Raw genomic sequence first — 25,188 nt, forward strand, 5'->3', positions numbered from 1 at the left:
CATTGGTTCCTCGTCTTCGGAGACGCTGTTTTGTATCAGGATAAAATTCTGGTCCGTCATCTCGGGCTGCAACCTTATGAGCCTGTCTCCCAGGCTATGCATGACTTCACCGATTCACGCGATGACACGACCCCTGATGAAATTTGGCTGGTTGAACACCTGCCGGTATTTACCCAGGGTCAGGCCGGTAAAGCGGAACATTTATTAATGACGGGCGATATCCCGGTGATCCAGAGCGATCGGGGTGGACAAGTGACTTATCACGGCCCGGGCCAGCAGGTGATGTACGTCCTGCTTAATCTGAAGCGCAGAAAGCTTGGCGTGCGTGAGCTGGTGACGTTGCTGGAACAAACCGTCGTCAACACGCTGGCGGAATATGGTATTGACGCGCATCCGCGGGCCGATGCTCCAGGCGTCTACGTTGGCGAAATGAAGATCTGCTCGCTGGGGCTACGTATTCGTAAAGGCTGTTCCTTCCATGGTCTGGCGTTGAATATTAATATGGATCTGACGCCTTTCCAGCGCATAAATCCCTGCGGCTACGCCGGTATGGAAATGACGCAGATGCGCCAGTGGGTAGATACCGCCACGCCAGATAATATACGCCCTGTTCTTCTGAAGAATGTGTTAGCGCTACTTAACAATCCACCGCATGAATATATCCCTGCTTAATATATCATACAGGGGAGCCCGTTAATTTGACGGGCAACTATTTATTTACCGCTTTTACGCTTTACAATAATCCGCAGATTCTATATTTTCGAAGCGCCCGAATATTGCCGTTACATATTATTTAGCCTCCGGACAGCACGGCATACACAGGCTAAGTAACGTGAGTGATAATCACACAACTGTTTGTTTTTGATAAACAAGTGAAACAAAACCAACACTTTACGAATCTCTACAAGCATAATAAATAAATTCAACTATCATTCATATTGTGAATGTATACGGAGTGAAAGCGTGGAGTCTACTAATTTACCAGCCAAACGACTGAATGAACCCGGTGGCGAAGACAAGCCACAAATTTTTCGGACTTTACGTAATATTGATCTCAATTTACTGACTATTTTTGAGGCAGTATATGTCCATAAGGGTATCGTTAACGCTGCGAAAATTCTTAATCTCACGCCATCGGCAATAAGTCAGTCGATTCAAAAGCTACGCGCTATATTTCCTGACCCGTTATTTATCCGTAAAGGCCAGGGCGTCACGCCGACGGCCTATGCGACCCACCTCCACGAATACATCAGCCAGGGGCTGGAGTCGATTCTGGGTGCGCTGGATTTAACCGGGAGCTATGACAAACAAAGAACGATCACCATCGGCTGCTCTCCTTCAGTGGGCGTGCTGGTCATGCCCGCCATCTACCAGGCCGTGAAAGAGCATGCTCCCCAGCTTCTGCTGCGCAATGTGCCACTCAACGAACCTGACGTTCAGCTTGCCCAGTTCCAGACGGATCTGGTTATTGAGAGCGGCAGCTTCAGCGCCAGAGCGCTGGGGCAAAACGTGCTTTATGCCGATAATCTGGTTTTGGTTTGCCGCCAGCAGCATCCCGCGCTCAGCGAGCCGTTAACCATTGAGAACCTGCGCAATTACGACCACTCGTCTTTCATGACCGAAGGGCAGTCCAACCATGGTCTGCGCCAGCGCATTGATGAAATTTTCCCGGAACGTCAGATCAGTTTCAGCAGTTACAATATGTTTACCACCGCCTCCCTGATTGGCAGCAGCGATATGCTGTGCATCATGCCTTCACGCCTGTATCACCTGCTGCGGAAATGCTGGTCGCTGGAGAGTATTCCGCTCAGCCAGCTCAATGCGGAATCTATCGAGATTTCACTGCATTACAACAAACTCAGTTTGCGCGATCCGGTACTGGAAAACGTCATCCGCATTATCCGTCAGGCCTTCTGACAGCGAGTGTCAGCACAAGCCCCTGCCACAAGCAGGGCGAAAGGCACAAAACAACAACTATTTTACAAATTGACGACGTGGCAGGCTGCTTTCATGGCCGTTTCAATGATATACTGCCTGTCGTTCGTTCAAAAATAGTTGATAAATACAACATTCCCTTGAATTGAAACGCTTTCCTTCGATATTCGCAACTGGAACACGCACGCTATGAGTAAACCCATTGTGATGGAACGCGGTGTTAAATACCGCGATGCCGATAAAATGGCCCTTATCCCGGTTAAAAACGTGGCTACCGAGCGCGAGGCGCTGTTAAGAAAACCGGAATGGATGAAAATCAAACTTCCGGCTGACTCTTCGCGTATCCAGGGGATCAAAGCGGCGATGCGCAAGAATGGCCTTCACTCCGTCTGTGAAGAAGCGTCTTGCCCTAACCTTGCTGAATGTTTCAATCACGGCACCGCGACGTTTATGATTCTGGGTGCCATCTGTACCCGCCGCTGCCCATTCTGTGACGTTGCTCATGGCCGCCCAGTCGCGCCCGATGCTAACGAGCCGCAAAAACTGGCGCAAACCATCGCTGACATGGCGCTGCGTTATGTGGTCATCACATCCGTTGACCGTGACGATCTGCGCGATGGTGGAGCTCAGCACTTCGCTGACTGCATTACTGCTATTCGCGAGAAAAGCCCGAACATTAAAATCGAGACGCTGGTTCCTGACTTCCGCGGCCGTATGGACCGTGCGCTGGACATCCTGACCGCGACGCCGCCAGATGTGTTTAACCACAACCTGGAGAACGTGCCGCGTCTTTATCGTCAGGTACGACCGGGTGCGGATTACAACTGGTCTCTGAAGCTGCTGGAGCGCTTTAAAGAAGCCCATCCGCATATCCCTACCAAGTCAGGTCTGATGGTCGGTCTGGGTGAAACTAATGACGAAATCATCGAAGTGATGCGCGATCTGCGCCGCCACGGTGTGACCATGCTGACGCTGGGCCAGTATCTGCAGCCAAGCCGTCACCATCTGCCGGTACAGCGCTACGTTAGCCCGGATGAGTTTGATGAGATGAAAGCCGAAGCGCTGGCGATGGGCTTTACCCACGCAGCATGCGGTCCGTTTGTTCGCTCTTCTTACCATGCTGATATGCAGGCAAAAGGCGAAGAAGTCAAATAGTGCTGTAATATCCATTTACAGTAATGCAAAAAAACCGGCCTGATGAGCCGGTTTTTTTTCGCAAGCCCTCAGGCATTGCTATTACTCTTTGTGAGAAAGCTTCTCTGCCGGGATGTCCTCAGCGCTTTTCTTCGCGGCTGCATCATCGTCGTTCATCGCTTTCTTAAAGCCTTTGATGGCAGCCCCCAGGTCACCACCCAGCGTGCGTAACTTCTTGGTACCAAACAGCAGGACGACCAGTGCAGCAACCACCAGCAGTTTGGTAATACTAATCTCACCCATAGATACCTTCTTTACATAAAACAGGCTGCATTCAGCGCCAAAACCTGACTGTATTAACGGTCATTTGGCGCGTGCACACAATAGCAATCTGTAACAAGGTGAATCAAGCATTGTTGAAAAAAACATCACATTAATTGCGGTGGCGCAAAGCGTCGGTTACGAAGAACAGGTAATTGCTGACGCGCAAGCGCAATTCTTTCTAAAAATATCTCCGTCATCAGCAGCACCGGCGCTTCCGCTGCTGCGGCAACCGTGACTCCCAGTGGATCAACCACCCTGCTCTGCCCGATATTTTTATTGCCACACTCCCCGGAAGCAACGACATAGCAGGTCGTGTCCAGCGCGCGCGCCGCAAGCAGCGTTGCCCAATGCTGCTCTTTCAGCGGTCCCTTAACCCATGCAGCAGGCAATACCAGCACGTCTGCCCCTTGCAGAGCCAGATGCAATGCCAGCTCAGGAAAACGCAGGTCGTAGCAGGTCATTAACCCAACCTTAAACCCGTCAATATCAATTAACGGCGCAACGCGGTCTCCAGGGTCAACACGCCGTGACTCCTGAATGCTGAACGCATCATAAAGATGAAGCTTGGCATAGCGCGCGATAATCACGCCATCACGGATAGCCACCAGCGTATTTACGGCGCGCCCCGGCGCTGAAGGAACGTGCACTGTTAAGATGGTCGTCATCGCGTTACCCACGCTCTCGGTGAGCAACGGCTGTAAAAAGTCGCCATCAAGCGGCTGCGCGGACTTCACGGACAGATCCGGGTCATTATCATCCCTTGCCAGCAGCGCTTCCGGGAGAACCAACAGCGACGCGCCCTTCTGCCGGGCCTGTGTCATCAGGTTCACGCATTGTAGTGCATTAACCTGCCAGTCAGGCGTGACTGCAAACTGCCCTACCGCCACATACATATTTGTCCCCTCATCATAAACAGCGTTAAACTCGCTACTCTTACACATCAAATAGCAGGTATTTAGCGTGTTACAACTCCTTTTGGCTGTTTTTATTGGTGGAGGCACAGGGAGCGTTGCGAGATGGTTCCTGAGTATGCGGTTTAACCCCCTGCACCGGGCGATTCCCATGGGGACACTGGCTGCCAACCTGATTGGTGCTTTTATCATTGGTATGGGGCTGGCCTGGTTTAACCGGATGACGCACATCGATCCCATGTGGAAGGTCCTGATTACCACCGGGTTCTGTGGCGGTTTAACGACTTTCTCAACCTTTTCTGCGGAAACGGTTTTTCTCTTTCAGGAAGGCCGTATCGGCTGGGCGCTGGTGAATATCGCGATCAACATGCTTGGATCCTTCGCGATGACGGGGATCGCATTTTGGCTATTTTCCTCAGTAAGCACGCATTAACCGCCGGGGCGTTAATGTTGGCTTAATTTTTCTCTGTCACTCTGGAGGCCATACTGAACGAGGGTGACAGAATGAAACAGAATCTGATGAGCGCAGGAATGGTGTTGTTGAGCGTACTGATCGTTGCCAGCTTCCTGAAAATGTACCTGCTTGGCTGATTCATAACGAAAAAAACCCGCTCAATGAGCGGGTTTTGAAATTCTTGCTGACGCGTCTGAATTACAGAGCGATTACGTTAGCAGCAGAAGGGCCTTTGGCACCGTTAGTGATTTCGAACTCTACGCGCTGACCTTCAGCCAGAGTTTTGAAACCATTAGACTGGATTGCAGAGAAGTGTACGAACACATCTTTGCTGCCATCTTCAGGAGTAATGAAACCGAATCCTTTGGACTCATTAAACCACTTAACGTTACCTTTAATCTTAGACATCAAAATTACCTTTACATTAAAAAACGACACAAATGCTGTGTCGGTTACCAGTACAACAATTGTGGGACCTTTTGTCCAGCGGATCTTTGACAAAAAGTGACTAAAGTCGCGTTAATTTTCACTGGCAGATTTTTATCGCTTAGGAATCAATGCCTGCGCGTTTTTTCACCAGCTGGTAACCTTTTTTCAGTCAAAACTGAAAACGCATCCAGGCGAAGTAAACGTTACCGTTGTTGTACGTCCCGGGGATGTAGGTCATCTGGAACGTTGCCGGGCCATAGCCAATCGAGGCCAAAGGCAGCAGCACGGGGATCGGAATGTAGTTCCAGTTATCACGCGCCGTCACTCCTGCGGTATAGCCTAACCCGACGTGGAAATTCTCGTCCGCCAGCGGGCGCCACGTTTTCTCCCAGCCGTAACCCCCAATCGGTTCCCATTTATTAAACGAGTCTTTAAAGGCCATCAGATAGATGCCGTGCCAGTTTCCTTTCTCATCCCAGCGTGACTGACCAAAACCAGCCCCCCACGGGCGCTCGTTGTATTTATCTGTTTTCTCTTTGTCATAAGCAAAGCGCGCATGCCACGTTATTGCCGGTACATAGAGATCATAATGTTCAGGTGCTGACCAGGTCTGCGAAACATTATCCGTAAAAGTAGAGAACCAGCCTTTATTCGTCGCGTTGTCTTCTGCCTGTGCAACAGATGAAAACGTTAACTGACCAAAAATAAACAATAAAAGAGAGAAAAAAGTATTACGTAAGCTCACAATGCAATTACCATTGGCTTTGTTGAATAAATCAGATTTCGGGTAAGTCTCCCCCGTAGCGGGTTGTGTTTTCAGGCAATACGCACGCTTTCAGGCATACCTGCTTTCGTCATTTTGTTCAGCGCTCGTACCAGGGCCATAGCCTCTGCAACCTGACCATCGTAGTCACGCAGTGTCAGTGAACCCCCGAACAGCTGTTTTACCCGGTACATCGCCGTTTCCGCTATCGAGCGACGGTTGTAATCTGTTGTCCATTTCCACCGCGCATTACTCCCGGTCATTCGCTGATTAGCCACTGCACGGTTACGGTCTGCATATTCACCGGGCCAGTAACCCGCACCTTTTCGGGGAGGGATAAGCGCGCTGATTTTCTTACGCCGCAGTTCATCGTGACATAGCCGGGTATCGTAAGCGCCATCGGCGGCGGCTGACCTGATTTTCCGGTGGGTTTGCCGGATTAACCCGGGGAAGGCCTCTGAGTCCGTAACGTTGTTCAGCGACAGGTCAGCGCAGATGATTTCATGTGTTTTACTGTCAACGGCGAGATGCAGCTTACGCCAGATACGGCGGCGTTCCTGGCCATGCTTTTTGACTTTCCACTCGCCTTCACCGAAGACCTTCAGCCCGGTGGAATCAATTACCAGGTGTGCGATTTCACCCCGGGTGGGCGTTTTGAAACTGACATTAACCGACTTTGCCCGCCTGCTGACACAGCTGTAATCCGGGCAGCGTAGCGGAACGTTCATCAGAGAAAAAATGGAATCAATAAAGCCCTGCGCAGCGCGCAGGGTCAGCCTGAATACGCGTTTAATGACCAGCACAGTCGTGATGGCAAGGTCAGAATAGCGCTGAGGTCTGCCTCGTGAAGAAGGTGTTGCTGACTCATACCAGGCCTGAATAGCTTCATCATCCAGCCAGAAAGTTATGGAGCCACGGTTGATGAGGGCTTTATTGTAGGTGGGCCAGTTGGTGATTTTGAACTTTTGCTTTGCCACGGAACGGTCTGCGTTGTCGGGAAGATGCGTGATCTGATCCTTCAACTCAGCAAAAGTTCGATTTATTCAACAAAGCCATTACCATTCTTAATATTCGAAGCAAAGTTTACCACACAATAGTTGAACCATGTCTTAACGGCATCAGCACTACTCCTAAATATCAGGCCTCTTTTCGGGAATATTCTTAAGGCAGCGTTCAGGCTGGCCCAAATAAACCTACAATATGTATGACTATAACATTTTCATCCATCCCGATTAACAGGCCGAAAAACACATAATTTTAACATTTTGTTATCATTAAAGAGACATGCTACGCTGTTTCTGGCGGTCAACTTCCTGATGACATAAATGCCTGGGCCATGGCAAAAACGCTGTGATACTGTTCTTTAGTCGTCTATTTATTGATTTTAATCAGCAAGGACAGGCCATTAATTCGGCACATTTTCATCCTTCTTATTTTATTAATTTTTTTCTACCTCAGGGCACAGGATACAGGGGAAACCATGCTTACGTTTATCGAACTCCTTATTGGGGTCGTCGTCATTGTCGGTGTAGCCCGCTACATCATTAAAGGGTACTCAGCCACGGGCGTTTTATTTGTTGGCGGCTTAACTCTCCTGATTGTCAGCGCATTAATGGGGCATCAGGTATTACCTGCCAGCGCAGCCAGCACGGGTTATACTGCCACGGATATTGTTGAATATATTAAAATACTGCTCATGAGCCGTGGCGGCGATCTCGGTATGATGATCATGATGCTGTGCGGTTTTGCCGCCTACATGACCCATATCGGCGCTAATGACATGGTGGTTAAGCTTGCCTCGAAACCCCTGCAGTATATTAACTCCCCGTATCTGTTAATGGTTGCCGCCTATTTCCTCGCCTGTCTGATGTCGCTGGCCGTTTCATCGGCCACCGGTCTTGGCGTACTGTTAATGGCCACGCTGTTCCCGGTGATGGTGAACGTGGGCATCAGCCGCGGTGCAGCGGCAGCCATTTGCGCATCACCGGCCGCCATTATTCTTTCCCCAACCTCTGGCGACGTTGTGCTGGCCGCCAAAGCAGCCGAGATGTCGCTGATCGACTTCGCCTTTAAGACCACGCTGCCGATCTCGATTGTCGCCATTGTGGGAATGGGGGTCGCGCATTTCTTCTGGCAGCGCTATCTCGATAAAAAAGAGAACATCAGCCATGAGATGATGGATGTCAGCGAAATCACCACCACCGCTCCAGCGTTCTACGCCATTCTGCCGTTCACACCGATTATCGGCGTGCTGATTTTTGACGGCAAATGGGGTCCACAGCTGCACATTATTACTATTCTGGTCATCTGTATGCTGCTGGCTGCCGTGCTGGAATTCGTGCGCGGTTTCAACACGCAAAAAGTCTTCTCCGGCCTGGAAGTGGCGTATCGTGGAATGGCGGATGCCTTCGCGGGCGTGGTGATGCTGTTGGTTGCGGCAGGCGTGTTTGCCCAGGGTCTGAGCACTATTGGCTTTATCCAGAGCCTGATCTCCATCGCCACGTCGTTCGGCTCAGCCAGTATTATCCTGATGCTGGTGCTGGTCGTTCTGACCATGCTGGCGGCGATGACCACCGGTTCTGGTAACGCGCCGTTTTACGCTTTCGTTGAGATGATCCCTAAGCTGGCTCACTCCTCTGGCATCAACCCGGCTTACCTGTCTATTCCGATGCTTCAGGCCTCAAACCTGGGTCGCACTATCTCTCCTGTTTCAGGCGTGGTCGTTGCGGTTGCCGGTATGGCAAAAATCTCTCCGTTTGAGGTCGTCAAACGCACGTCAGTCCCGGTGCTGGTTGGCCTGATCATCGTCATTATTGCTACCGAAGTGCTGGTTCCCGGCGCTGCCTAAGTAAAATTCCTGATTTCCAAAAAGCGCCTGCTGGCGCTTTTTGTGCTTTAATAACTCCCAAAAATTAATCGAGCACAACCAATCAGGAAATCACATGTTCAGGAAGGATATTGTTATCTCGTCTGGCGCAGTTGCGCTTGCACTCAGTGTCTTCTCCGCACAGGCAGAACCGCTCAACGCTACGCAATATGGCGATTTCGATCGCTATGTACTGGCGCTGTCCTGGCAAACCGGGTTTTGTCAAAGCATGGTTGAGCGTAACCGCAATGAACCGGATGAATGTCGTCTGCAAAAAGAGAGCGAAAATAAAGCCGATTTTCTGACCGTCCACGGGTTATGGCCTGGTCTGCCGAAATCGATAGCGGCACGAGGCGTGGATGAACGTCGATGGATGCGATTTGGTTGTGCCACGCGTCCCATCCCGAATATGCCGGAAGCAAAGGCCAGCCGCAAATGTGCTGCTGCCGAAACCGGGCTGTCGCTTTCCGGTGCGGCAAAACTTAATGAGGTGATGCCAGGCGCGGGCGGAAACTCCTGCCTGGAACGGTACGAATACGCCAAGCATGGCGTCTGTTTTGGTTTTGATCCCGATGCCTATTTCGGCACCATGGTGAGAATGAATCAGGAAATGAAAAACAGTGCCGTCGGTCAATTCCTCGCGGCTAACTACGGTAAAGCCGTCAGTCGTCGTGATTTTGACAACGCCATTGCCAAAAGCTGGGGCAAAGAAAACATCAAAGCCTTTAAGCTGACCTGCAATGGCAACCCGGCGTATCTCACTGAGATGCAGATTTCGCTGAAAGCAGACACCATTAACCAACCGCTTTCCACAACGTCCTTTGCCCCGCAGCCACATCCTGGTAACTGCGGAAAACAATTTGTCATTGATAAAGCCGGTTACTGACCCACCACCGGGCGCACCATATCGAACCGGTGCTCATCACTGATCCCATAGTACGCCGTCGGCCCACCCGCTCGCAGGATGGGCTGCGCTTTCGCCGTCTGGTATATCCCCTCTTCCAGTAGCGTTTCCGCTATATGGATCCCCACCACTTCACCCAGCACCAGCCAGGTATCAACCGGGGTGCCATCGGCTCCGGTAAGCTGAATGCACTGAGAAAGGCGGCACTCAAAATTGACCGGGCTTTCCGCCACTCGGGGAGCACTCACCAGTTGGCTTGCGGCGGGGGTTAATCCTGCAAAGGTAAATTCATCCCGATCGTGAGGAAGCGTAGCCGAGGTTTGATTCATGGCATGTGCCAGATCGCGCGTCGCCAGATTCCAGACAAATTCCTTTGTCTCGTGAATATTTCGCACGCTGTCTTTCCAGCCGTTGCTGGAAAAGCCGATGATCGGCGGGCGATAGTTAAAACAGTTAAAGAAGCTATACGGCGCGAGATTCAACTGACCGGCCCGATCGCAAGAGGAGATCCAGCCAATCGGACGGGGACCAATAATGGCGTTCAGCGGGTCATGCGGCAGGCCGTGCCCCTGAGACGGTTGATAGAAGTACATAGTGCTCTCTCGTTGATGGGGCAGACACGCATAATGCTTCGCGCAACACCCGGGTTCAGGATACTCAGCGTAACGCAATCCGCCTGGAATTAAGACTGAATAAATTTCAGCGAAAATTCATATGGGACATGAATGTGACCTTCATCACTTCAAACTTGAGCGTTCAGCCAGTATCATCGGGTAAGTTAAACCCTCGCTGCCAGACGGCGAGGGTTTTCTTTTGGATTGGTTTCTGCGTTAGACGCAGCATTAACGACATGGAGTAAAAAATGTCCAGACCCACCATTATCATCAATGAACTCGACGCAGAACGTATCGACCGATTGCTGGAAAAAGCCGAATTCGCCTCACTTCCGGTGGCCGATGCCCTGAATGAGGAACTCGACCGCGCGCAGATGTGCACACCTGAGTCAATGCCGCATGACGTGGTCACCATGAACAGCCGGGTAAAATTCCGCAACCTGACCACCGGTGAAGAGCTGACCCGCACGCTGGTTTACCCGGCTCAGATGACTGACAGCAGCGCGCAGCTTTCGGTTCTTGCCCCTGTCGGCGCCGCACTGCTGGGACTGCGCACAGGAGATACCATCCACTGGGATTTACCGGGCGGGGCCTCCACTCATCTGGAAGTGCTGGAACTGCTCTACCAGCCAGAAGCTGCGGGCGATTACCTGCGTTAATCCCTTCTGAACAAGCGCCCACTCGCTTTGCACAGAGGATGCACCCGCATCCTCTTTCCGCAAATTCACCTGATTTTCCTATATCACCCTTATTCCCCTTAATACACGCTTAATCTGTTTTGGTGCCGTGGGGACGGTCATGGGTGAGATAGTGGTTATCACATTCATTTTTTTTACTTTTTGTGGCCATCATCGTCTCGGCTGTGCTTTACCTTGAACGCCACTGGTGAACGCTCACGTCACCGCTCTGCCCCGCACGCTGCGCAATGATTTTTTTCGCGGCATCACGATCGTCATCAAAATTGACGGAGTGATTACAGAATCCATAACTATTTTGTGGTTGAATGATTTCAGCGTTTATAAACAAGGAGAAACGGGTATGTATCAGAGAATCATTATGCCGGTTGATGTTTTTGAAATGGAACTGAGTGACAAAGCAGTGCGTCACGCGGAATTTCTCGCACAGCAGGACGGTATTATTCACCTTTTACATGTCTTGCCGGGCTCCGCCAGCCTGAGTCTGCACCGCTTTGCCGCCGATGTGCGTCGCTTCGAAGAGCACTTACAGCATGAAGCCGAGACGCGCCTGCAAACCATGGTCGGGCATTTCAGCATCGACCCGTCGCGCATCAAAACCCACGTCCGGTTCGGTAGCGTACGCGATGCCGTCAATGAACTGGCCGCGGAGCTGAATGCAGACGTGGTGGTGATCGGTTCACGCAATCCTTCCATCACCACTCACCTGCTGGGGTCAAACGCCTCCAGCGTGATCCGCCATACCCACATTCCGGTGATGGTGGTCCGTTAACTGCCCATAAAAAACCCCGCTTGCGCGGGGTTTTGTTTATCAGTACAGATGACCAATATTGACGATGGTACTGACGGTATCACCGAAGAAGGTCAGGCGGCTGAGCACCACGCCCACCAGCAGGATAACAAATACGGCTTTCTGCATCGGATGGCGCCTTAGCGACAACGTGAACCCCACGACGCAGCACAGCAGGCAGCCCAGATAGAGCGGCGAGCTTAACCAGGCGTGAGCGGTCATTTTCATGATGGTACCGCCGCTGAGCCAGAGTACCGGTGCGGCAATCAGCAGCGCCATCAGGGCGATAATGCCCTGACGCAGTGCGACAGCTGACGCTTTCATCCCGAGCAGCGGTGTAGCTGCACAGCCCAGCACCCAGACGGTGGCAAAGAACAGCATCATGGTGATGCCGTTGGCAATGGCCTGCATCGCCGGCGCGGCGTAGGTCATCCCCTGCACCACCACCAGCAGTATCCCGAACAGGGACGCCAGCAGCGCTGCGCCTTTGTTGCCTTTCGTAAGGAAAGCCAGGCCAATTGTGCCGCCATACAGCGTCGCGCCGAGAATCTCACGGCTCAGCCAGGCATGTTTCAGGTTGATTAACGCATTATAAGCGTGTTCCGGGTGCGCCAGATGCAATACCGCGGCGATGGAGGCAACCCCCAGGATCAGCCCCGTGATCAGCCAGTGAAGACGGTTGCCCTGCACTTCGCCACGCAGCGTGCGCCAGCTCAACAGGAGCGTCATCCCAACGGACATCTGGCTCAGCACGGTAAAAATCACCAACGGCAGTTCGTACTTTTCCATTATTTGTCCCCCGGCTGTTTCGGCTGGCGTGCCAGAATGAAGCGCGTACCCGGATTAAGCTGCGGCATTTTTGGGAAGCCCGGCGGATACTGCACGGCATTATTTGGCAGCGGATCGGCATCCAGATCGATCAGGGTCAGCGCCCCAACCGGACAGGCGTTAACGCAGGCAGGATTCAAGCCGATATCCAGACGCTCATAGCACATGCTGCACTTCTCGGCCTTCTGCGTTTCCTCATTGAAGCGCGGAGCGCCATACGGACAATTGCGGATACAGTTTTTACAGCCGATGCAGCGCTCAGGGTTATGCACCACCACGCCATCATCACGTTTGGTGTAGGCTTCCACCGGGCACGCCGCCAGACAAGCGGGGTTTTCACAGTGGTTACAGGCCAGCGAAAAGAACGCACGCTCCTCATGCGGGTAAATTTCTTTATCCAGCGGGTAGACATAGCGCCAGAAACGTTCGGGTTCGAGCTGGTTGAAGCTCTTACAGGCCATGGCGCATCCGCGGCAGCCAATACATTTATCACTGTTCACTAAAAATGCGCGTCTCATGCGTCCACTCCTTCATTGGCAATGAGGACAATATCGACAAACTGATCGTGAATAGCCGCGCCCGGTGCACCGGTGGCCATTTTGCCCATATCGGCCGGGGTATCTTTCACCACGTTCTGCACGTTATAGCTGAGCTTGTTGAACCAGGATTCGTACATGACCAGGAAATCTTCCGGTACATTGGTGGTCACTTTGGCACGCAGTTGAACCTCGCCGATCTCGTTGAATACCCGCACTGTCGCCAGGTCACGGATCCCCTTTTTCTTCGCAGCAACCGGGTGGATATAGACAAAGGGCTCCGGCCAGAAGACCTGCATCCAGTCAAGGTTAACGAACTGCGAATGCAGGCCGTACTGCAGGTGCGGTGTAAAGAGCTGGAACGGCAGTTTACCTTCTGCGGCTGGCAGATATTCCGGCAGCGCTTTATGGCCGTTCTCTTCGCAGCGCGCGGATAAAAACTCATACTTGCCTGACGGCGTTTTGAACTTCCGATCGTGCCAGGCTGCGCTGCTCGGCATTTTGGCCTTCACCGGCCCCTTCAGCAGATCGTCCCAGGAGCTGATGCCAAACTGCTTCGCCAGCCCGTCGTTGAATTCCAGATCCAGCCATTTTTTCTGGTCAACATCCTGTGGGAAGGTGCAAGAGCCCGGTTCCATTTTGTTGATGGTACGGGAGAGCAACACGGCAATATCCAGGTCGCTCTTGCATTCGTACATCGGCTTGATGGCAGGTTCGTTTACCGTCAGCCAGTAGTGCCAGTAAGACGAAGAGGCGCTCCAGTGCTCGAAGGTGGTGGTGACAGGCAGAACGATATCCGCGTGCTGAACCGTCTCGTTAAAGAACTGATCCACGCACACCACCATTTCCAGCTTGTCGAACGCTTTTTTCATCTTGTTGCGGTCGAAGTCCTGGGCAAACGGGTTCTTACAGGCCACCCACAGCATGCGGATAGGGGGATCGTTGGCGTCCAGAATGCTTTGCGCAGTCTGGTTCAGGTTGAGCGCGCGGTCAGAGTACTTGCGCTTTTCGCCGCTATCGCTGACAAACTCGCCCACCGGGCCTGATGCCCCTTCCATCCCTACAGAACCCACCGGGGGTGTCTGCGTCATTGCGTGGTAGTTATAGCCCCAGGTCTGCAGATGGCCGTAGCGAGCGCCACCGCCTTCTACGCCGATATTGCCGGTCATGGCGACAAAGGCATCAATCGCACGCACGTTCGCACCGCCGTTCACGTGGCGCTGCATACCGTAGCCAATCCAGACGGTGGAGGGCTTAACCGCCGTGAACTCCTCGGCAAGCTGGCGAATCACATCCGGCGCCAGACCACAAATTTCCGATGCCCACTCTACCGTGATGTTGTTGAGCAAGTACTGCTCAAACTCCGGATACCCGTGCGCGAAATGATTGACGAACTCCTGGTCCACGCGGCCGGTGTCCACCAGATGGCGCGCCATACCCAGCGCCAGTGCACCGTCCGAACCTGAACGCACGCGCAGATAGAGGTCGGCTTTCGCGGCAGTTTGCGAGAACAGCGGATCGATAACCACCACTTTCGCCCCTTTCTCGCGGGCCTGATAGATGTACTTCATGGTGTGCATGGAGCACCAGGCCGGGTTCGCCCCCCAGAGGATAATGTATTTGGCTTTAACCAGATCTTCCGGGTCGTTACACCACATGTCGCCCATGTCGTAGTGCTGTGCGTCAATGCCCGCAGGCCAGCACGGCGTACCGGCAAAACGCGTGGTGTAGCCGAGCGAGGACATCATCCCCTCCACGGCATAGCTCATCACCCCCAGGTTGCCGGAATATTTGGTCAGCGCCAGGCCAAGCAGGGAGCCATCTTTCTTTTTGATCTCCAGCATCTTGCTGGCGATCCGCTGCATGGCCTCATCCCAGGAGATGCGTCGCCATTTGCCGCTGCCGCGTCCGTCCTGAATCATCGGGTATTTTATACGGTCCGGCGAGTAGACCCGGCGTGGGTAGGTCAGCCCTTTCACGCACGGCGCACCGTGGGTAAAGGTGGATTCGCTTGCCCCCTCGACGAAGGTAATCACGTCATCTTTCACCCACGTTTTTAAGCTGCAGGTGTCATAGCAGTTACGCGGACAGGCGTTACGGAAGATTTTGTAGGTTTTCGGGTTAAACGGAATGGGCGGTTGTGCCATGGCACATCGGGAGGATAATAATCCGCCGGGTAATGCGGCGACGGTACCTAGCGCAATCAGTCCTTTTAAAAAGGAGCGCCGGTTAAGCTGCCCTTTATCAATAGTCATAATATTACTCTCGTTTTTAATTCATCAAACCAATTAGTCAGTAGCACGGCGAGGCATTTAATTACGGCTGTTTTCGCACAATCCTTTATTTTTGCGATAAATCCCGGGAGCCATAATTCGAGATGCGCGCGGACAAAACGGGTAAGTGCTTCATGATATTGCGGTGAATGTCTGGCATGCACTAATAGCATCACGGCCAGTTCAATTTCATAGCTGATATGGTCGTCGGGGACGCTATTTTCCGCGGTGACGGAGAGCCCAATGCTCTGCAGGAATTCGCGCACGCTCAGCGTCGTCGCCCCCATTAGCAGAGGTTCGTCGTCCAGATAAACCGAGGCATAAGGTGGCGCCAGCAGCGTCGCCGGGCCGACAAACAGCGCATTAAAGTCATACTCGACGTTTAACGCCTCATCCTGCGGCCAGGACTCACTCTCAGGGAAAAAATAGCGTAACGAGGCGCATCGCGAGGTCATATCCGCCGCGTTGAAGAAATCACGAAACATCAACCCCTTTATTTCAAAGGGTGTTAACGCCTCATATATTGAAGGTGTGAATATATCTTTATCATTCATGTTAAATATAAATATTTATCAACAGAAAACGACGAGATATTATCAGCAGGCTTATTAATTTCTTTGATCGAAGCAGGTAGTTAACGCATGAAGCGTTCAATCACGACAATAATTGAGAATAAAAAAAACCAATAAAAAAGCCACCCCATGATGAGGTGGCTACTGCAGGTATCGTCTTACTTTTTTTTATGCGGTTTTGGTGCGAATCAGATAGTCAAACGAACTCAGGGACGCTTTCGCACCTTCGCCCGTGGCAATGATGATCTGTTTGTACGGCACGGTCGTACAGTCACCTGCGGCGAAGACGCCTTTTACGCTGGTTTCACATTTCGCATCAATGATGATCTCGCCCATACGGTTGCGCTCAATCGCGCCTTCCAGCCAGGTGGTGTTTGGCAGCAGGCCAATCTGCACGAAAATCCCCGAAAGCTGAACGCTGTGTACGTCGCCGCTGATGCGGTCACGGTATTCCAGACCGGTCACTTTGCTGCCGTCGCCCTTCACTTCCGTGGTCTGCGCGTTCAGGATGATGTCGACGTTTTTCAGGCTGCGAACTTTATCCTGCAGAACCTGGTCGGCCTTCATCTCTGGCGCGAACTCCAGCAGGGTCACATGTTCCACAATCCCCGCCAGGTCGATAGCCGCTTCCACGCCGGAGTTACCGCCGCCGATCACCGCTACGCGTTTACCTTTAAACAGCGGACCGTCACAGTGCGGGCAGTAGGTCACACCTTTGGTGCGGTACTGATCTTCACCCGGAACGTTCATGTTGCGCCATTTCGCGCCGGTGGCAATGATAATGCTACGCGCTTTCAGCACCGCGCCGGATGCCGTTTCAATCTGGTGTAAACCGCCTTCGACCGCAGCAGGAACCAGCTTGCTGGCGCTCTGGCTGTCGATGACATCCACGTCATAGTCGCTGACGTGCGCTTTAAGTGCGCCAGCCAGTTTCTGGCCTTCGGTTTTCGGCACGGAAATGTAGTTTTCGATGTCCACGGTATCCAGTACCTGACCACCAAAGCGTTCGCCCATCAGACCGGTACGGATCCCTTTACGCGCGGAGTAAACCGCCGCTGCCGCGCCCGCCGGGCCGGAACCGACGATCAGCACATCGTAGGCATCACGTTTGTTCAGCGCTTCTGCTGCGCGTTTTTCTGCGCCAGTATCCACTTTGGCAACAATTTCCGTCAGCGTCATGCGGCCCTGACCAAACTCCTGACCATTCAGATAGACCGCCGGCACGCCCATTACGTTACGCTCGGTGATCTCATTCTGGAACGTACCGCCGTCAATCGCCGTGTGTTTAATGCGCGGGTTCAGCACCGACATCAGATTCAGCGCCTGCACCACGTCCGGGCAGTTGTGACAGGAGAGTGAGTAATAGGTTTCAAACTCGAAATCACCGTCGATGTCGCGGATCTGCTCCAGCAGAGCCTGCGCTTCTTTAGACGGATGCCCACCGGTCCACAGCAGCGCCAGCACCAGTGAGGTAAATTCATGCCCCAGCGGAGAGCCGGCAAAGCGCGGCCCCTGATCAGAGCCCGGGTTGGCGATCAGGAAAGAAGGCTTACGGACAGCAAGCGTATTGTCTTCTTTGAAGGTCACTTTCGGTGACAGTTCAGCGATCTCTGCCAGCAGTTCCTTAATCTCTGCCGATTTCGCGCTGTCATCCAGCGTGGCAATCAGCTCAACAGGTTTGGTCAGTTTCTCAAGGTAGGCCTTGAGCTGGGTTTTCATATTCGTGTCGAGCATTGTTCTTCCCTCTCTTAAGACGTCATCATGCAAGCTGCCTTATAGGGGCGGCCTGAATGCAACTTGCATCATGGTGCTAATGAAATGGGCGCGGGCGCGCCCATGGATTGCCGGGTGGCACTTCGTTTACCCGCCCTACGATACTGTAGGCCTGTGCAAACGCGGCGCCGCCAGGCTTTGCAGACTTAGATCTTGCCGACCAGGTCTAAAGATGGAGCCAGCGTCGCTTCGCCTTCTTTCCATTTCGCCGGGCACACTTCGCCTGGGTGGGAAGCCACGTACTGAGCGGCTTTCACTTTACGCAGCAGGTCAGACGCATCACGGCCGATACCTTCAGCGGTAACTTCGATAGCCTGGATAATGCCCTGCGGGTCAACAACGAAGGTCGCGCGGTCGGCCAGACCTTCATCTTCACGCATATTGTCGAAGTTACGGGTCAGGGCGCCAGTCGGGTCGCCGATCATCGCGTATTTAATTTTCGCGATGGTTTCAGAGCTGCTGTGCCACGCTTTGTGGGTGAAGTGGGTATCGGTAGAGACAGAGTAAACGTCTACGCCCAGCTTCTGCAGTTCTTCATAGTGGTCAGCCACGTCACCCAGTTCGGTCGGGCAAACGAAGGTAAAGTCAGCCGGATAGAAGAAGAACACGCTCCAGCGACCTTCAGTATCTTTCTCAGTGACTTCAATGAACTCACCGTTTTTGAACGCCTGGTTTTTGAAAGGTTTAATTTTGGTATTAATCAAAGACATCTGTACTTCCTCCGTGTTTTCGTTGAGATGTAAGGTAACTAACTTTGCTCATCGGGGCTAATGCGTTTGCTTTATCAAATCAATCAGCCATACCTAACAACATCAACAAGACAGTAAGGTGAACCTTTTAAAGGAAACGCCAAAAGTAAAAAGGCCGCCTCTACGGGCGGCCCTTTTACCTGAATTCCCCGCAGGTACATTCAGTGCCAGCTTAAGCTGGCGTTGCGTTGCGCTCTACGCCCTTAACATCAAGGTGGTAACAGCCGTTTAATTACACCATCCGTGCCAGGCTTGAGCAATCCACGGGAGAGGCATTCCTGCCTATGGCTGTGATAGGCAGTTTCGAACATAATGACGGGGCGTTATAAATTAATTTTTATTATAAAAATAACTCAATATATAAATGACAATTGTCAATTAAAGTGCCTCTTAGTGAGATAAAATTATCTTAATCATCTTTGAAGTACTATTTTAATAATCTGACGTCGTGATATATTAAGGCGCGTTTAATTTAAAATTAAGAGAGTTAACCGAAAGGATTGTAAATGGTTAACTTCAAACTATAGTTATCAGTGATATGATAACCCATGCAAACACGGCATCCTCAGGACGACACATGGCAAATCTCTACGATCTTAAAAAATTTGATCTCAACCTGCTAGTCATTTTTGAATGTATCTATCAACATTTGAGTATCAGTAAAGCGGCTGAGACGCTCTATATTACCCCCTCAGCAGTGAGTCAGTCACTGCAACGTCTGCGCGGACAACTCAACGATCCCTTGTTTATCCGTTCAGGTAAGGGCATCACCCCCACTACGGTTGGCGTCAACCTTCATCATCATCTTGAACAAAACCTTAATCAGCTTGAGCAAACCATCAATATGATGCACAGCAACGGGTTGAAGAAGAGCTTTGTCATTTACGGTCCGCAGTTTATGACGCCTAAAATCATGCTGGATCCGATGAAAATCCTGATCGAGAAATATAACTATCAGGTTGAGCTGCATGATGTCTTCCTTGCCCCGGACTCAGCAGAAGACCTGCTGGCTTACCGGAAGGCTGACCTTGTCTTCTCGTTTGCCCCGCTGAATAGCCGTTCAACGGCCTGCTGCTTGTTCCAGCAGATGTCTTTTACGCTGGTTTGCCGTCAGGATCACCCCCGCCTGGGTTTACAGGCGACGCGTGACGAAATTCTTCAGGAAAAATTTACGGCCTACCTGAGTGATGAGTTGAGCGTGAAGAATTTTCAGGAGCATACTGAGCAACTGCTTCCCGAACGAAATATCCTGTTCCGCAGCGACTCCTTTATCTCACTGCTGTCGATGATAGGCAATTCCGATCTGATTGGATTAGCCCCTACGCCAGCCTATGAGCAGTATGGTCCGGCATTAAATCTCCGTAAGATTGAGACTGACATTACCTTCCCGACAGTCCCGGTTTATATGATGTACAATCGCTCAGCACTGAATAATGCTTCCTTCTCCAATTTTATTGATGACTTAAACTTACCACAATAATTATAACTGACTGTTTTCAGCAGTCAGTTACTTTTAATGCATTCACAAGGGAAATGTATTTAGCGTAATTATATGATTAATTTTTACCTATAATTATCTTCTTTCTAAGAGTATCATCCCCATTATTCATGCGCCATCTGATCAGTATCACTCAGTAATGGATTGATATGTCACTTTACAAATTTCCATTGAATCAAAACGTAGTCGATGCCACGCAAGAGAGAATAAAATGGACCCTGGAGAATTTATCCAGGGTGTGTGTCTCTTTTTCAGGGGGAAAAGATTCCACCGTCATGTTACATCTGACGGCATTATGCGCCCGTAAAATGAAACGCAAAATAGACGTTCTCTTTATAGACTGGGAAGCGCAATTTACTTACACCATTAATCATGTCGAACATATGCGCGCCTTATACAGCGATGTCATCGATCGTTTCTGGTGGGTAGCGCTTCCCCTGACCACGCAAAATTCCCTGTCGCAATTCCAGCCAGAGTGGCAATGCTGGGAACCCAATACCGAGTGGGTACGGCAACCGCCTGACGATGCCATAACAGATCCCGCCTTTTTCCCCTTTTACCAGGGGGGAATGTCTTTTGAGACCTTTGTGCGCAGTTTCTCGGACTGGTTCTCTCTCAACCGACCGGCCGCCGTCATGGTCGGGATACGCGCCGATGAGTCATACAACCGTTTTCTGGCTATCGCATCAGCGCGTAAACAACGCTTTGCCGATGATAAACCCTGGACGACCGTCGCCCCGGGTGGGCATGCCTGGTATATCTATCCTCTCTACGACTGGAAAACCGCGGATATCTGGACCTGGTTTGCAAAAACCGGCAATAGCTATAACACACTTTATGACCTTATGTATCAGGCCGGCGTACCACCGCGCTATATGCGCATCTGCGAACCTTTTGGCCCGGAACAGCGTCAGGGCTTATGGCTCTATCATGTTGTAGAGCCCGAACGCTGGGCGACCATGTGCGCACGTGTCAGCGGCGCGCGCAGCGGCGGAATTTACGCCGGGCACGACAACCATTTTTACGGCCACCGCAAAATACTCAAGCCGGACCATCTTTGCTGGCGGGAATATGCCCTGCTGCTTCTCGACAGCATGCCGCAGAATACGGCCGAGCATTACCGCAATAAAATCGCCATATATCTGCACTGGTACCAGAAGAGGGGCATGGAGGATATTCCCGATACCCAGGAGGGCGATATCGGTGCCAAAGACATCCCTTCATGGCGCCGCGTTTGTAAGGTTTTACTTAATAACGACTACTGGTGCAGAGCGCTGTCTTTCAGCCCAAACAAACCCAAACATTATCAGCGCTACAGCGACAGAGTGAAGGCAAAACGCAAGGAGTGGGGCATTTTATGCGACAAAGAATAATCAACGAAATCGAAACGTACCTTCAGTCACTTCCTGAAGAGGACCAAATTAACGCCATTAATGCCTTTCGCCAGGCACTGCATAAATATAGCCCGTTTAACGATCAACCCATCGACTGCGTATTGTGGATCAAACAGGACGCTATCACGGCTAACGATTACAACCCCAATAATGTGGCCCCACCGGAAAAACGGTTGCTCATTAAGTCGCTGGAACTTGATGGATTCACCCAGCCTATTGTTGTAACAGAAAACGAACCACAACATTATGAAATTGTGGATGGTTTTCATCGTCATGAGATTGGCAAAAGTCGGGCTGCGTTAAAGCGCAAGCTGAAGGGTTACCTGCCTGTCACGTGCCTGCGTCAGGAACGACTCGGTAAATATGACCGCATGGCCTCAACCATCCGACACAACCGCGCACGCGGGCGGCATCAAATCAACGCGATGTCTGAAATCGTTCGAGAACTTGCGCAGCTTGGCTGGAGCAATGAAAGAATTAGCGAAGAGCTCGGTATGGATGGTGACGAGGTGCTGCGTCTCAAACAAATCAACGGCCTGCTCGAACTGTTTGCAGACCGTCGTTACTCAGAAGCCTGGACGGTGAAATAATCAGAGCGTGTTCAAACGCTCTGCCGCAGCCAGTAGCGTCGATTCCTGCTTCGCAAAGCAGAGACGAATCAGTTTATGCGGAAAAGGATCGGCGCAGAACACCGACAATGGAATAGCGGCCACGCCGACTTCTTTTGTCAGCCACTGGCAGAAACTGACATCATCCAGATCGGAAATGGCGCTGTAGTCAGCCAGCAGGAAGTACGTCCCTTCGGAAGGCAAAATTTCCAGGCGGCTTTGAGCCAGTGCGGTCACAAACAGATCCCGGCGTGCACGGTAAAAATCCGGCAGGTCGCGATAATGCTGTGGTTCATCGCGTAGCATGTCCGCCAGCGCCAGCTGAGCCGGGGTATTCACCGCAAACGTCAGGTACTGGTGTACCTTACGTAACTCAGCGCTGATGGCGGCAGGTGCCACGCAATACCCCACCTTCCAGCCGGTCATATGGTACGTTTTGCCAAATGACGACACGGCCACGGCACGTTCACGAAGCTGCGGATGGGCCAGCACGCTGGCGTGCCCTTCTTTAGTAAAACAGATGTGCTCATACACCTCGTCGCTCAGGACATAAATTTCACGCTCGGCAATGGCCTGCCACAGCGCGGCAAAATCGTCTTTCTGCCACACGCTCGCAGACGGGTTATGGGGCGTATTCAGGATCACCAGCCGCGTTTTATCGCTCAGCAGCGCAGCGAACGCCCGCCAGTCCGGGCGGAAATGCGGCGGCTGCAGCGCCACGCGTTTCACCACGCCGCCAGAGAGTTCAACCGCAGGCGCGTAGCTGTCGTAACTGGGGTCAAAACAGATGACCTCATCGCCCGCGCGCACCAGCGCGGTGATGGCCGCATACAGCGCTTCGGTCGCCCCTGCCGTCACCGTAATGTCGCTATTCGCATCCGGTTTATGGCCATACAATTCCGCCGTTTTATCCGCAATGGCTTCCCGCAGCGCCTGCACGCCCGTCATCGGCGCATACTGATTTGCTCCCTGCGCAACGTGGTACGCCAGTCGTTCCTGCAACCAGGCCGGTCCGTCAAAATCCGGGAATCCCTGAGAGAGATTAATGGCGTTGTGCTGCTGCGCCAGTGCGCTCATCTGCGTAAAGATGGTGGTGCCGAGATTAGGAAGTTTACTCTGAGGAATCAATGCGTTATTACTCATTATGCGGTGCCTGCATGTAATACTTATGTTGCTGCCACTATAACACGATGTTACCATTTGGCAATCAAGACGCTTAGACGTCTATACCATATCAATATTCCTGGTCGAGAGGTAAAAGGCAATGGCAGACAACCTGCAACTCACACAACTTGTCGACGCCTGCCGCTGGATTGGCGCCAAAGGCTGGGCACCCGCCACCGGTGGCAACATGTCTGTGCGACAGGATGAACACCTCTGCTGGTTGAGCGAATCCGGTAAAGACAAAGGCAGCCTGACCACGGCGGATTTTCTGCAGGTCGAGATCGCCACAAACCGTGCGCCATCAGGCCGCAAGCCGTCGGCAGAGACCGGGCTACACACCCTCATTTATCGCCTGTTCCCCGAGGCCAACGCTGTCCTGCACGTTCACACCGTCAACGCGACGGTGCTGTCACGTCTGGTCAGGGAAACCGAGCTGAACATCAGCGGCTTTGAGATGCAAAAATCGCTTACCGGACAGGCCACCCATCTGGATACCGTCTCCATCCCGGTGTTTGATAATGACCAGGATATCGACGCCCTCGCCTCGCGAATCGCCCATTACGCGCAGGAACGCCCGCTTAATTATGGTTTTCTTCTGCGCGGTCATGGCTTAACCTGCTGGGGACGCGATGTGGCCGAGGCCCGCCGCCATCTGGAAGGACTTGAATTTCTTTTTGAATGCGAAATGCGTTTACGACAACTGGAGAGAGTATGATTCGCGCAATTGTGACGGATATTGAAGGGACCACCAGCGATATCCGTTTTGTCCACGATGTTTTGTTCCCCTACGCGCGTGAGCGGCTGGCGGCGTTCGTCACCGCGCAGCAGTACGCCGAGCCGGTCAAATCCATTCTGGACAATCTGCGCGATGAAATCGGTAACCCGCACGCCAGCGTCAGCGAGCTTATTGACGCCCTCTTTGCCTTTATGGATGAAGACCGTAAATCCACGGCGCTCAAAGCGCTGCAGGGGATCATCTGGCACGATGGCTACGTGAATGGCGACTTTACCGGCCACCTCTACCCGGACGTCCTGCCTGCGCTGGAAAAATGGAAAGCGCAAGGGATTGATCTCTATGTTTATTCCTCGGGATCGGTCGCCGCACAGAAACTGTTATTTGGCTACAGCGACGAAGGTGATATTACTCATCTGTTCAGCGGCTATTTTGATACCCACATCGGCGCCAAGCGCGAGGTGGCGTCTTACCAGAACATTGCGGCCCAAACGGGCATCGCGCCGTCGCAGATCCTGTTCCTGTCAGATATTCATCAGGAGCTGGACGCGGCTGAACAGGCAGGCTTTCGTACCCTGCAGCTGATTCGCGGCGATGATGACGGGGCAAGCCATCACCATCAGGTCCACCAGTTTGACGAGATAAACCCGGAGCAGATCCCTTCATGAGCGCATTAACTGTCTATTCTGATAAAGACGCCAGTCAACCAAAGTGGCACAGCACCGACGCCGCCGAGATCGCCCGGCAGCTCAACGCCAAAGGCGTACGTTTTGAACGCTGGGACGCGGACCGCGATTTAGGTCAGGATCCCGCCCCGGAGGCGGTGATTGAGGCTTACCAGCATGCGATCGACAAACTGGTGGCAGAGAAAGGTTATCAGAGCTGGGACGTCATCAGCCTGCGGGCCGATAACCCACAAAAAGACGCGCTGCGCGCAAAGTTCCTGAGCGAACATACTCACGGCGAAGATGAAGTGCGCTTCTTCGTGGAAGGCGCGGGATTGTTCTGCCTGCACATTGGCGATGAGGTCTATCAGGTATTGTGCGAGAAAAACGATCTGATCTCCGTACCCGCGGGTACGCCGCACTGGTTTGATATGGGTTCAGAGCCGAACTTTACCGCGATCCGTATTTTCGATAACCCGGAAGGCTGGGTTGCGCAGTTTACCGGTGATGCGATCGCGGATGCGTATCCACGTCTGGCATAATCTTTTCTCCCTCTCCATGTGGGAGAGGGTTGGG

Annotated in this window: 28 protein-coding genes; 15 read left to right on the forward strand and 13 right to left on the reverse strand. The window is 52.3% G+C overall.

The window, feature by feature from the left end; genetic code table 11:
• Window positions 1-30: 30 nt before the first annotated feature.
• From lipB to lipA, 3 genes are all read left to right on the forward strand, one after another.
• Window positions 31-672, forward strand: a complete 642-nt coding sequence (gene lipB / locus O1723_RS15450) for a lipoyl(octanoyl) transferase LipB (RefSeq protein WP_014882990.1) — start codon at window positions 31-33, stop codon at window positions 670-672.
• 291 nt (window positions 673-963) lie between these two features.
• Window positions 964-1,917: a YbeF family transcriptional regulator gene (locus O1723_RS15455; RefSeq protein ID WP_014882989.1), complete on the forward strand. Its 954-nt coding sequence runs from the start codon at window positions 964-966 to the stop codon at window positions 1,915-1,917.
• 207 nt (window positions 1,918-2,124) lie between these two features.
• Window positions 2,125-3,090: a lipoyl synthase gene (lipA, locus tag O1723_RS15460; RefSeq protein WP_008501032.1), complete on the forward strand. Its 966-nt coding sequence runs from the start codon at window positions 2,125-2,127 to the stop codon at window positions 3,088-3,090.
• An 81-nt stretch (window positions 3,091-3,171) separates the two neighbouring features.
• Here the strand turns inward: lipA and tatE are convergent, their stop codons facing one another.
• Both tatE and O1723_RS15470 read right to left on the reverse strand, forming a co-directional pair.
• Window positions 3,172-3,372, reverse strand: a complete 201-nt coding sequence (gene tatE, locus O1723_RS15465; protein ID WP_014882988.1) for a twin-arginine translocase subunit TatE — start codon at window positions 3,370-3,372, stop codon at window positions 3,172-3,174.
• 125 nt (window positions 3,373-3,497) lie between these two features.
• Window positions 3,498-4,286: a deaminated glutathione amidase gene (locus O1723_RS15470; protein WP_014882987.1), complete on the reverse strand. Its 789-nt coding sequence runs from the start codon at window positions 4,284-4,286 to the stop codon at window positions 3,498-3,500.
• Window positions 4,287-4,353: 67 nt separating this feature from the next.
• Between O1723_RS15470 and crcB the strand changes: the two genes are divergently transcribed.
• Entirely contained in the window at window positions 4,354-4,737 is a 384-nt protein-coding gene (crcB, locus tag O1723_RS15475) for a fluoride efflux transporter CrcB (RefSeq protein WP_479983839.1), read from the forward strand.
• 219 nt (window positions 4,738-4,956) lie between these two features.
• Here crcB and cspE read toward each other — a convergent pair whose 3' ends face one another.
• The 3 genes from cspE to O1723_RS15490 all read right to left on the reverse strand — a co-directional run bounded on the left by cspE (window position 4,957) and on the right by O1723_RS15490 (window position 6,972).
• On the reverse strand, window positions 4,957-5,166 hold the full coding sequence (cspE, locus tag O1723_RS15480; protein ID WP_002439184.1) for a transcription antiterminator/RNA stability regulator CspE: 210 nt from the start codon (window positions 5,164-5,166) through the stop codon (window positions 4,957-4,959).
• Between the two features lie 190 nt (window positions 5,167-5,356).
• Window positions 5,357-5,932 (reverse strand): lipid IV(A) palmitoyltransferase PagP, encoded by a 576-nt coding sequence (gene pagP, locus O1723_RS15485; RefSeq protein ID WP_014882985.1) that lies wholly within the window; start codon window positions 5,930-5,932, stop codon window positions 5,357-5,359.
• A 71-nt stretch (window positions 5,933-6,003) separates the two neighbouring features.
• A complete protein-coding gene (locus tag O1723_RS15490) occupies window positions 6,004-6,972 on the reverse strand; it encodes an IS5-like element IS903B family transposase (protein WP_000654804.1) in 969 nt (322 codons plus the stop codon).
• Window positions 6,973-7,430: 458 nt separating this feature from the next.
• On the opposite strand from O1723_RS15490, the gene dcuC reads away from it, so the two are divergent.
• Together dcuC and rna are read left to right on the forward strand one after the other, a co-directional pair.
• Window positions 7,431-8,798 carry an anaerobic C4-dicarboxylate transporter DcuC gene (gene dcuC / locus O1723_RS15495; RefSeq protein WP_014882984.1) on the forward strand — a complete coding sequence of 456 codons (1,368 nt, stop codon included), beginning with the start codon at window positions 7,431-7,433 and terminating at the stop codon, window positions 8,796-8,798.
• Between the two features lie 94 nt (window positions 8,799-8,892).
• Complete coding sequence (gene rna / locus O1723_RS15500; protein WP_023336912.1) at window positions 8,893-9,702, forward strand: ribonuclease I; 810 nt, start codon at window positions 8,893-8,895, stop codon at window positions 9,700-9,702.
• On the opposite strand, the gene O1723_RS15505 is transcribed toward rna, so the two are convergent.
• Entirely contained in the window at window positions 9,696-10,313 is a 618-nt protein-coding gene (locus O1723_RS15505) for a flavin reductase family protein (protein ID WP_023336911.1), read from the reverse strand. The genes rna and O1723_RS15505 overlap by 7 nt on opposite strands.
• Window positions 10,314-10,582: 269 nt before the next feature.
• Here O1723_RS15505 and rnk point away from each other — a divergent pair, with 269 nt between their 5' ends.
• The 3 genes from rnk to uspG all read left to right on the forward strand — a co-directional run bounded on the left by rnk (window position 10,583) and on the right by uspG (window position 11,801).
• Window positions 10,583-10,993 (forward strand): nucleoside diphosphate kinase regulator, encoded by a 411-nt coding sequence (gene rnk, locus O1723_RS15510; RefSeq protein WP_014882981.1) that lies wholly within the window; start codon window positions 10,583-10,585, stop codon window positions 10,991-10,993.
• A 182-nt stretch (window positions 10,994-11,175) separates the two neighbouring features.
• Window positions 11,176-11,223, forward strand: a complete 48-nt coding sequence (locus O1723_RS15515; RefSeq protein ID WP_416241526.1) for a hypothetical protein — start codon at window positions 11,176-11,178, stop codon at window positions 11,221-11,223.
• A gap of 149 nt (window positions 11,224-11,372) precedes the next feature.
• The gene (gene uspG, locus O1723_RS15520; RefSeq protein WP_014882980.1) at window positions 11,373-11,801 is read left to right on the forward strand and encodes a universal stress protein UspG; all 429 of its coding nucleotides are present in this window, start codon (window positions 11,373-11,375) and stop codon (window positions 11,799-11,801) included.
• Between the two features lie 39 nt (window positions 11,802-11,840).
• Here uspG and O1723_RS15525 read toward each other — a convergent pair whose 3' ends face one another.
• From O1723_RS15525 to ahpC, 6 genes are all read right to left on the reverse strand, one after another.
• Window positions 11,841-12,608, reverse strand: coding sequence for a dimethyl sulfoxide reductase anchor subunit family protein (locus O1723_RS15525; RefSeq protein WP_014882979.1), 768 nt, complete (start codon window positions 12,606-12,608; stop codon window positions 11,841-11,843).
• Window positions 12,608-13,165, reverse strand: a complete 558-nt coding sequence (locus O1723_RS15530) for a 4Fe-4S dicluster domain-containing protein (protein WP_014882978.1) — start codon at window positions 13,163-13,165, stop codon at window positions 12,608-12,610. Before O1723_RS15530 ends, O1723_RS15525 begins: the two co-directional genes overlap by 1 nt.
• A complete protein-coding gene (locus tag O1723_RS15535) occupies window positions 13,162-15,438 on the reverse strand; it encodes a molybdopterin-dependent oxidoreductase (RefSeq protein ID WP_014882977.1) in 2,277 nt (758 codons plus the stop codon). The genes O1723_RS15530 and O1723_RS15535 overlap by 4 nt, the downstream gene beginning before the upstream one ends.
• Entirely contained in the window at window positions 15,435-16,010 is a 576-nt protein-coding gene (locus O1723_RS15540) for a TorD/DmsD family molecular chaperone (protein WP_032645219.1), read from the reverse strand. Before O1723_RS15540 ends, O1723_RS15535 begins: the two co-directional genes overlap by 4 nt.
• Before the next feature lie 186 nt (window positions 16,011-16,196).
• The gene (gene ahpF / locus O1723_RS15545) at window positions 16,197-17,762 is read right to left on the reverse strand and encodes an alkyl hydroperoxide reductase subunit F (protein WP_023336909.1); all 1,566 of its coding nucleotides are present in this window, start codon (window positions 17,760-17,762) and stop codon (window positions 16,197-16,199) included.
• Window positions 17,763-17,947: 185 nt separating this feature from the next.
• Window positions 17,948-18,511, reverse strand: coding sequence for an alkyl hydroperoxide reductase subunit C (ahpC, locus tag O1723_RS15550; RefSeq protein WP_014882974.1), 564 nt, complete (start codon window positions 18,509-18,511; stop codon window positions 17,948-17,950).
• Window positions 18,512-19,127: 616 nt separating this feature from the next.
• Between ahpC and citR the strand changes: the two genes are divergently transcribed.
• From citR to O1723_RS15565, 3 genes are all read left to right on the forward strand, one after another.
• On the forward strand, window positions 19,128-20,030 hold the full coding sequence (gene citR / locus O1723_RS15555) for a DNA-binding transcriptional repressor CitR (RefSeq protein WP_023332380.1): 903 nt from the start codon (window positions 19,128-19,130) through the stop codon (window positions 20,028-20,030).
• A gap of 167 nt (window positions 20,031-20,197) precedes the next feature.
• Window positions 20,198-21,421 carry a phosphoadenosine phosphosulfate reductase gene (locus O1723_RS15560; RefSeq protein ID WP_023332379.1) on the forward strand — a complete coding sequence of 408 codons (1,224 nt, stop codon included), beginning with the start codon at window positions 20,198-20,200 and terminating at the stop codon, window positions 21,419-21,421.
• Window positions 21,406-22,032 (forward strand): IbrB-like domain-containing protein, encoded by a 627-nt coding sequence (locus tag O1723_RS15565; RefSeq protein ID WP_014882971.1) that lies wholly within the window; start codon window positions 21,406-21,408, stop codon window positions 22,030-22,032. Before O1723_RS15560 ends, O1723_RS15565 begins: the two co-directional genes overlap by 16 nt.
• On the opposite strand, the gene O1723_RS15570 is transcribed toward O1723_RS15565, so the two are convergent.
• Complete coding sequence (locus O1723_RS15570) at window positions 22,033-23,193, reverse strand: pyridoxal phosphate-dependent aminotransferase (protein ID WP_023336908.1); 1,161 nt, start codon at window positions 23,191-23,193, stop codon at window positions 22,033-22,035.
• A gap of 121 nt (window positions 23,194-23,314) precedes the next feature.
• On the opposite strand from O1723_RS15570, the gene O1723_RS15575 reads away from it, so the two are divergent.
• Genes O1723_RS15575 through O1723_RS15585 form a run of 3 tightly spaced genes read left to right on the forward strand, consistent with a single transcriptional unit; the run spans window position 23,315 to window position 25,154 of the window.
• Window positions 23,315-23,929 carry a methylthioribulose 1-phosphate dehydratase gene (locus tag O1723_RS15575; RefSeq protein ID WP_014882969.1) on the forward strand — a complete coding sequence of 205 codons (615 nt, stop codon included), beginning with the start codon at window positions 23,315-23,317 and terminating at the stop codon, window positions 23,927-23,929.
• Window positions 23,926-24,615, forward strand: coding sequence for an acireductone synthase (mtnC, locus tag O1723_RS15580; protein WP_014882968.1), 690 nt, complete (start codon window positions 23,926-23,928; stop codon window positions 24,613-24,615). The genes O1723_RS15575 and mtnC overlap by 4 nt, the downstream gene beginning before the upstream one ends.
• The gene (locus O1723_RS15585) at window positions 24,612-25,154 is read left to right on the forward strand and encodes a 1,2-dihydroxy-3-keto-5-methylthiopentene dioxygenase (protein ID WP_014882967.1); all 543 of its coding nucleotides are present in this window, start codon (window positions 24,612-24,614) and stop codon (window positions 25,152-25,154) included. Before mtnC ends, O1723_RS15585 begins: the two co-directional genes overlap by 4 nt.
• Window positions 25,155-25,188: the final 34 nt, after the last annotated feature.

The sequence above is a fragment of the Enterobacter cloacae complex sp. HYC080_NIDB genome (assembly GCF_056673325.1).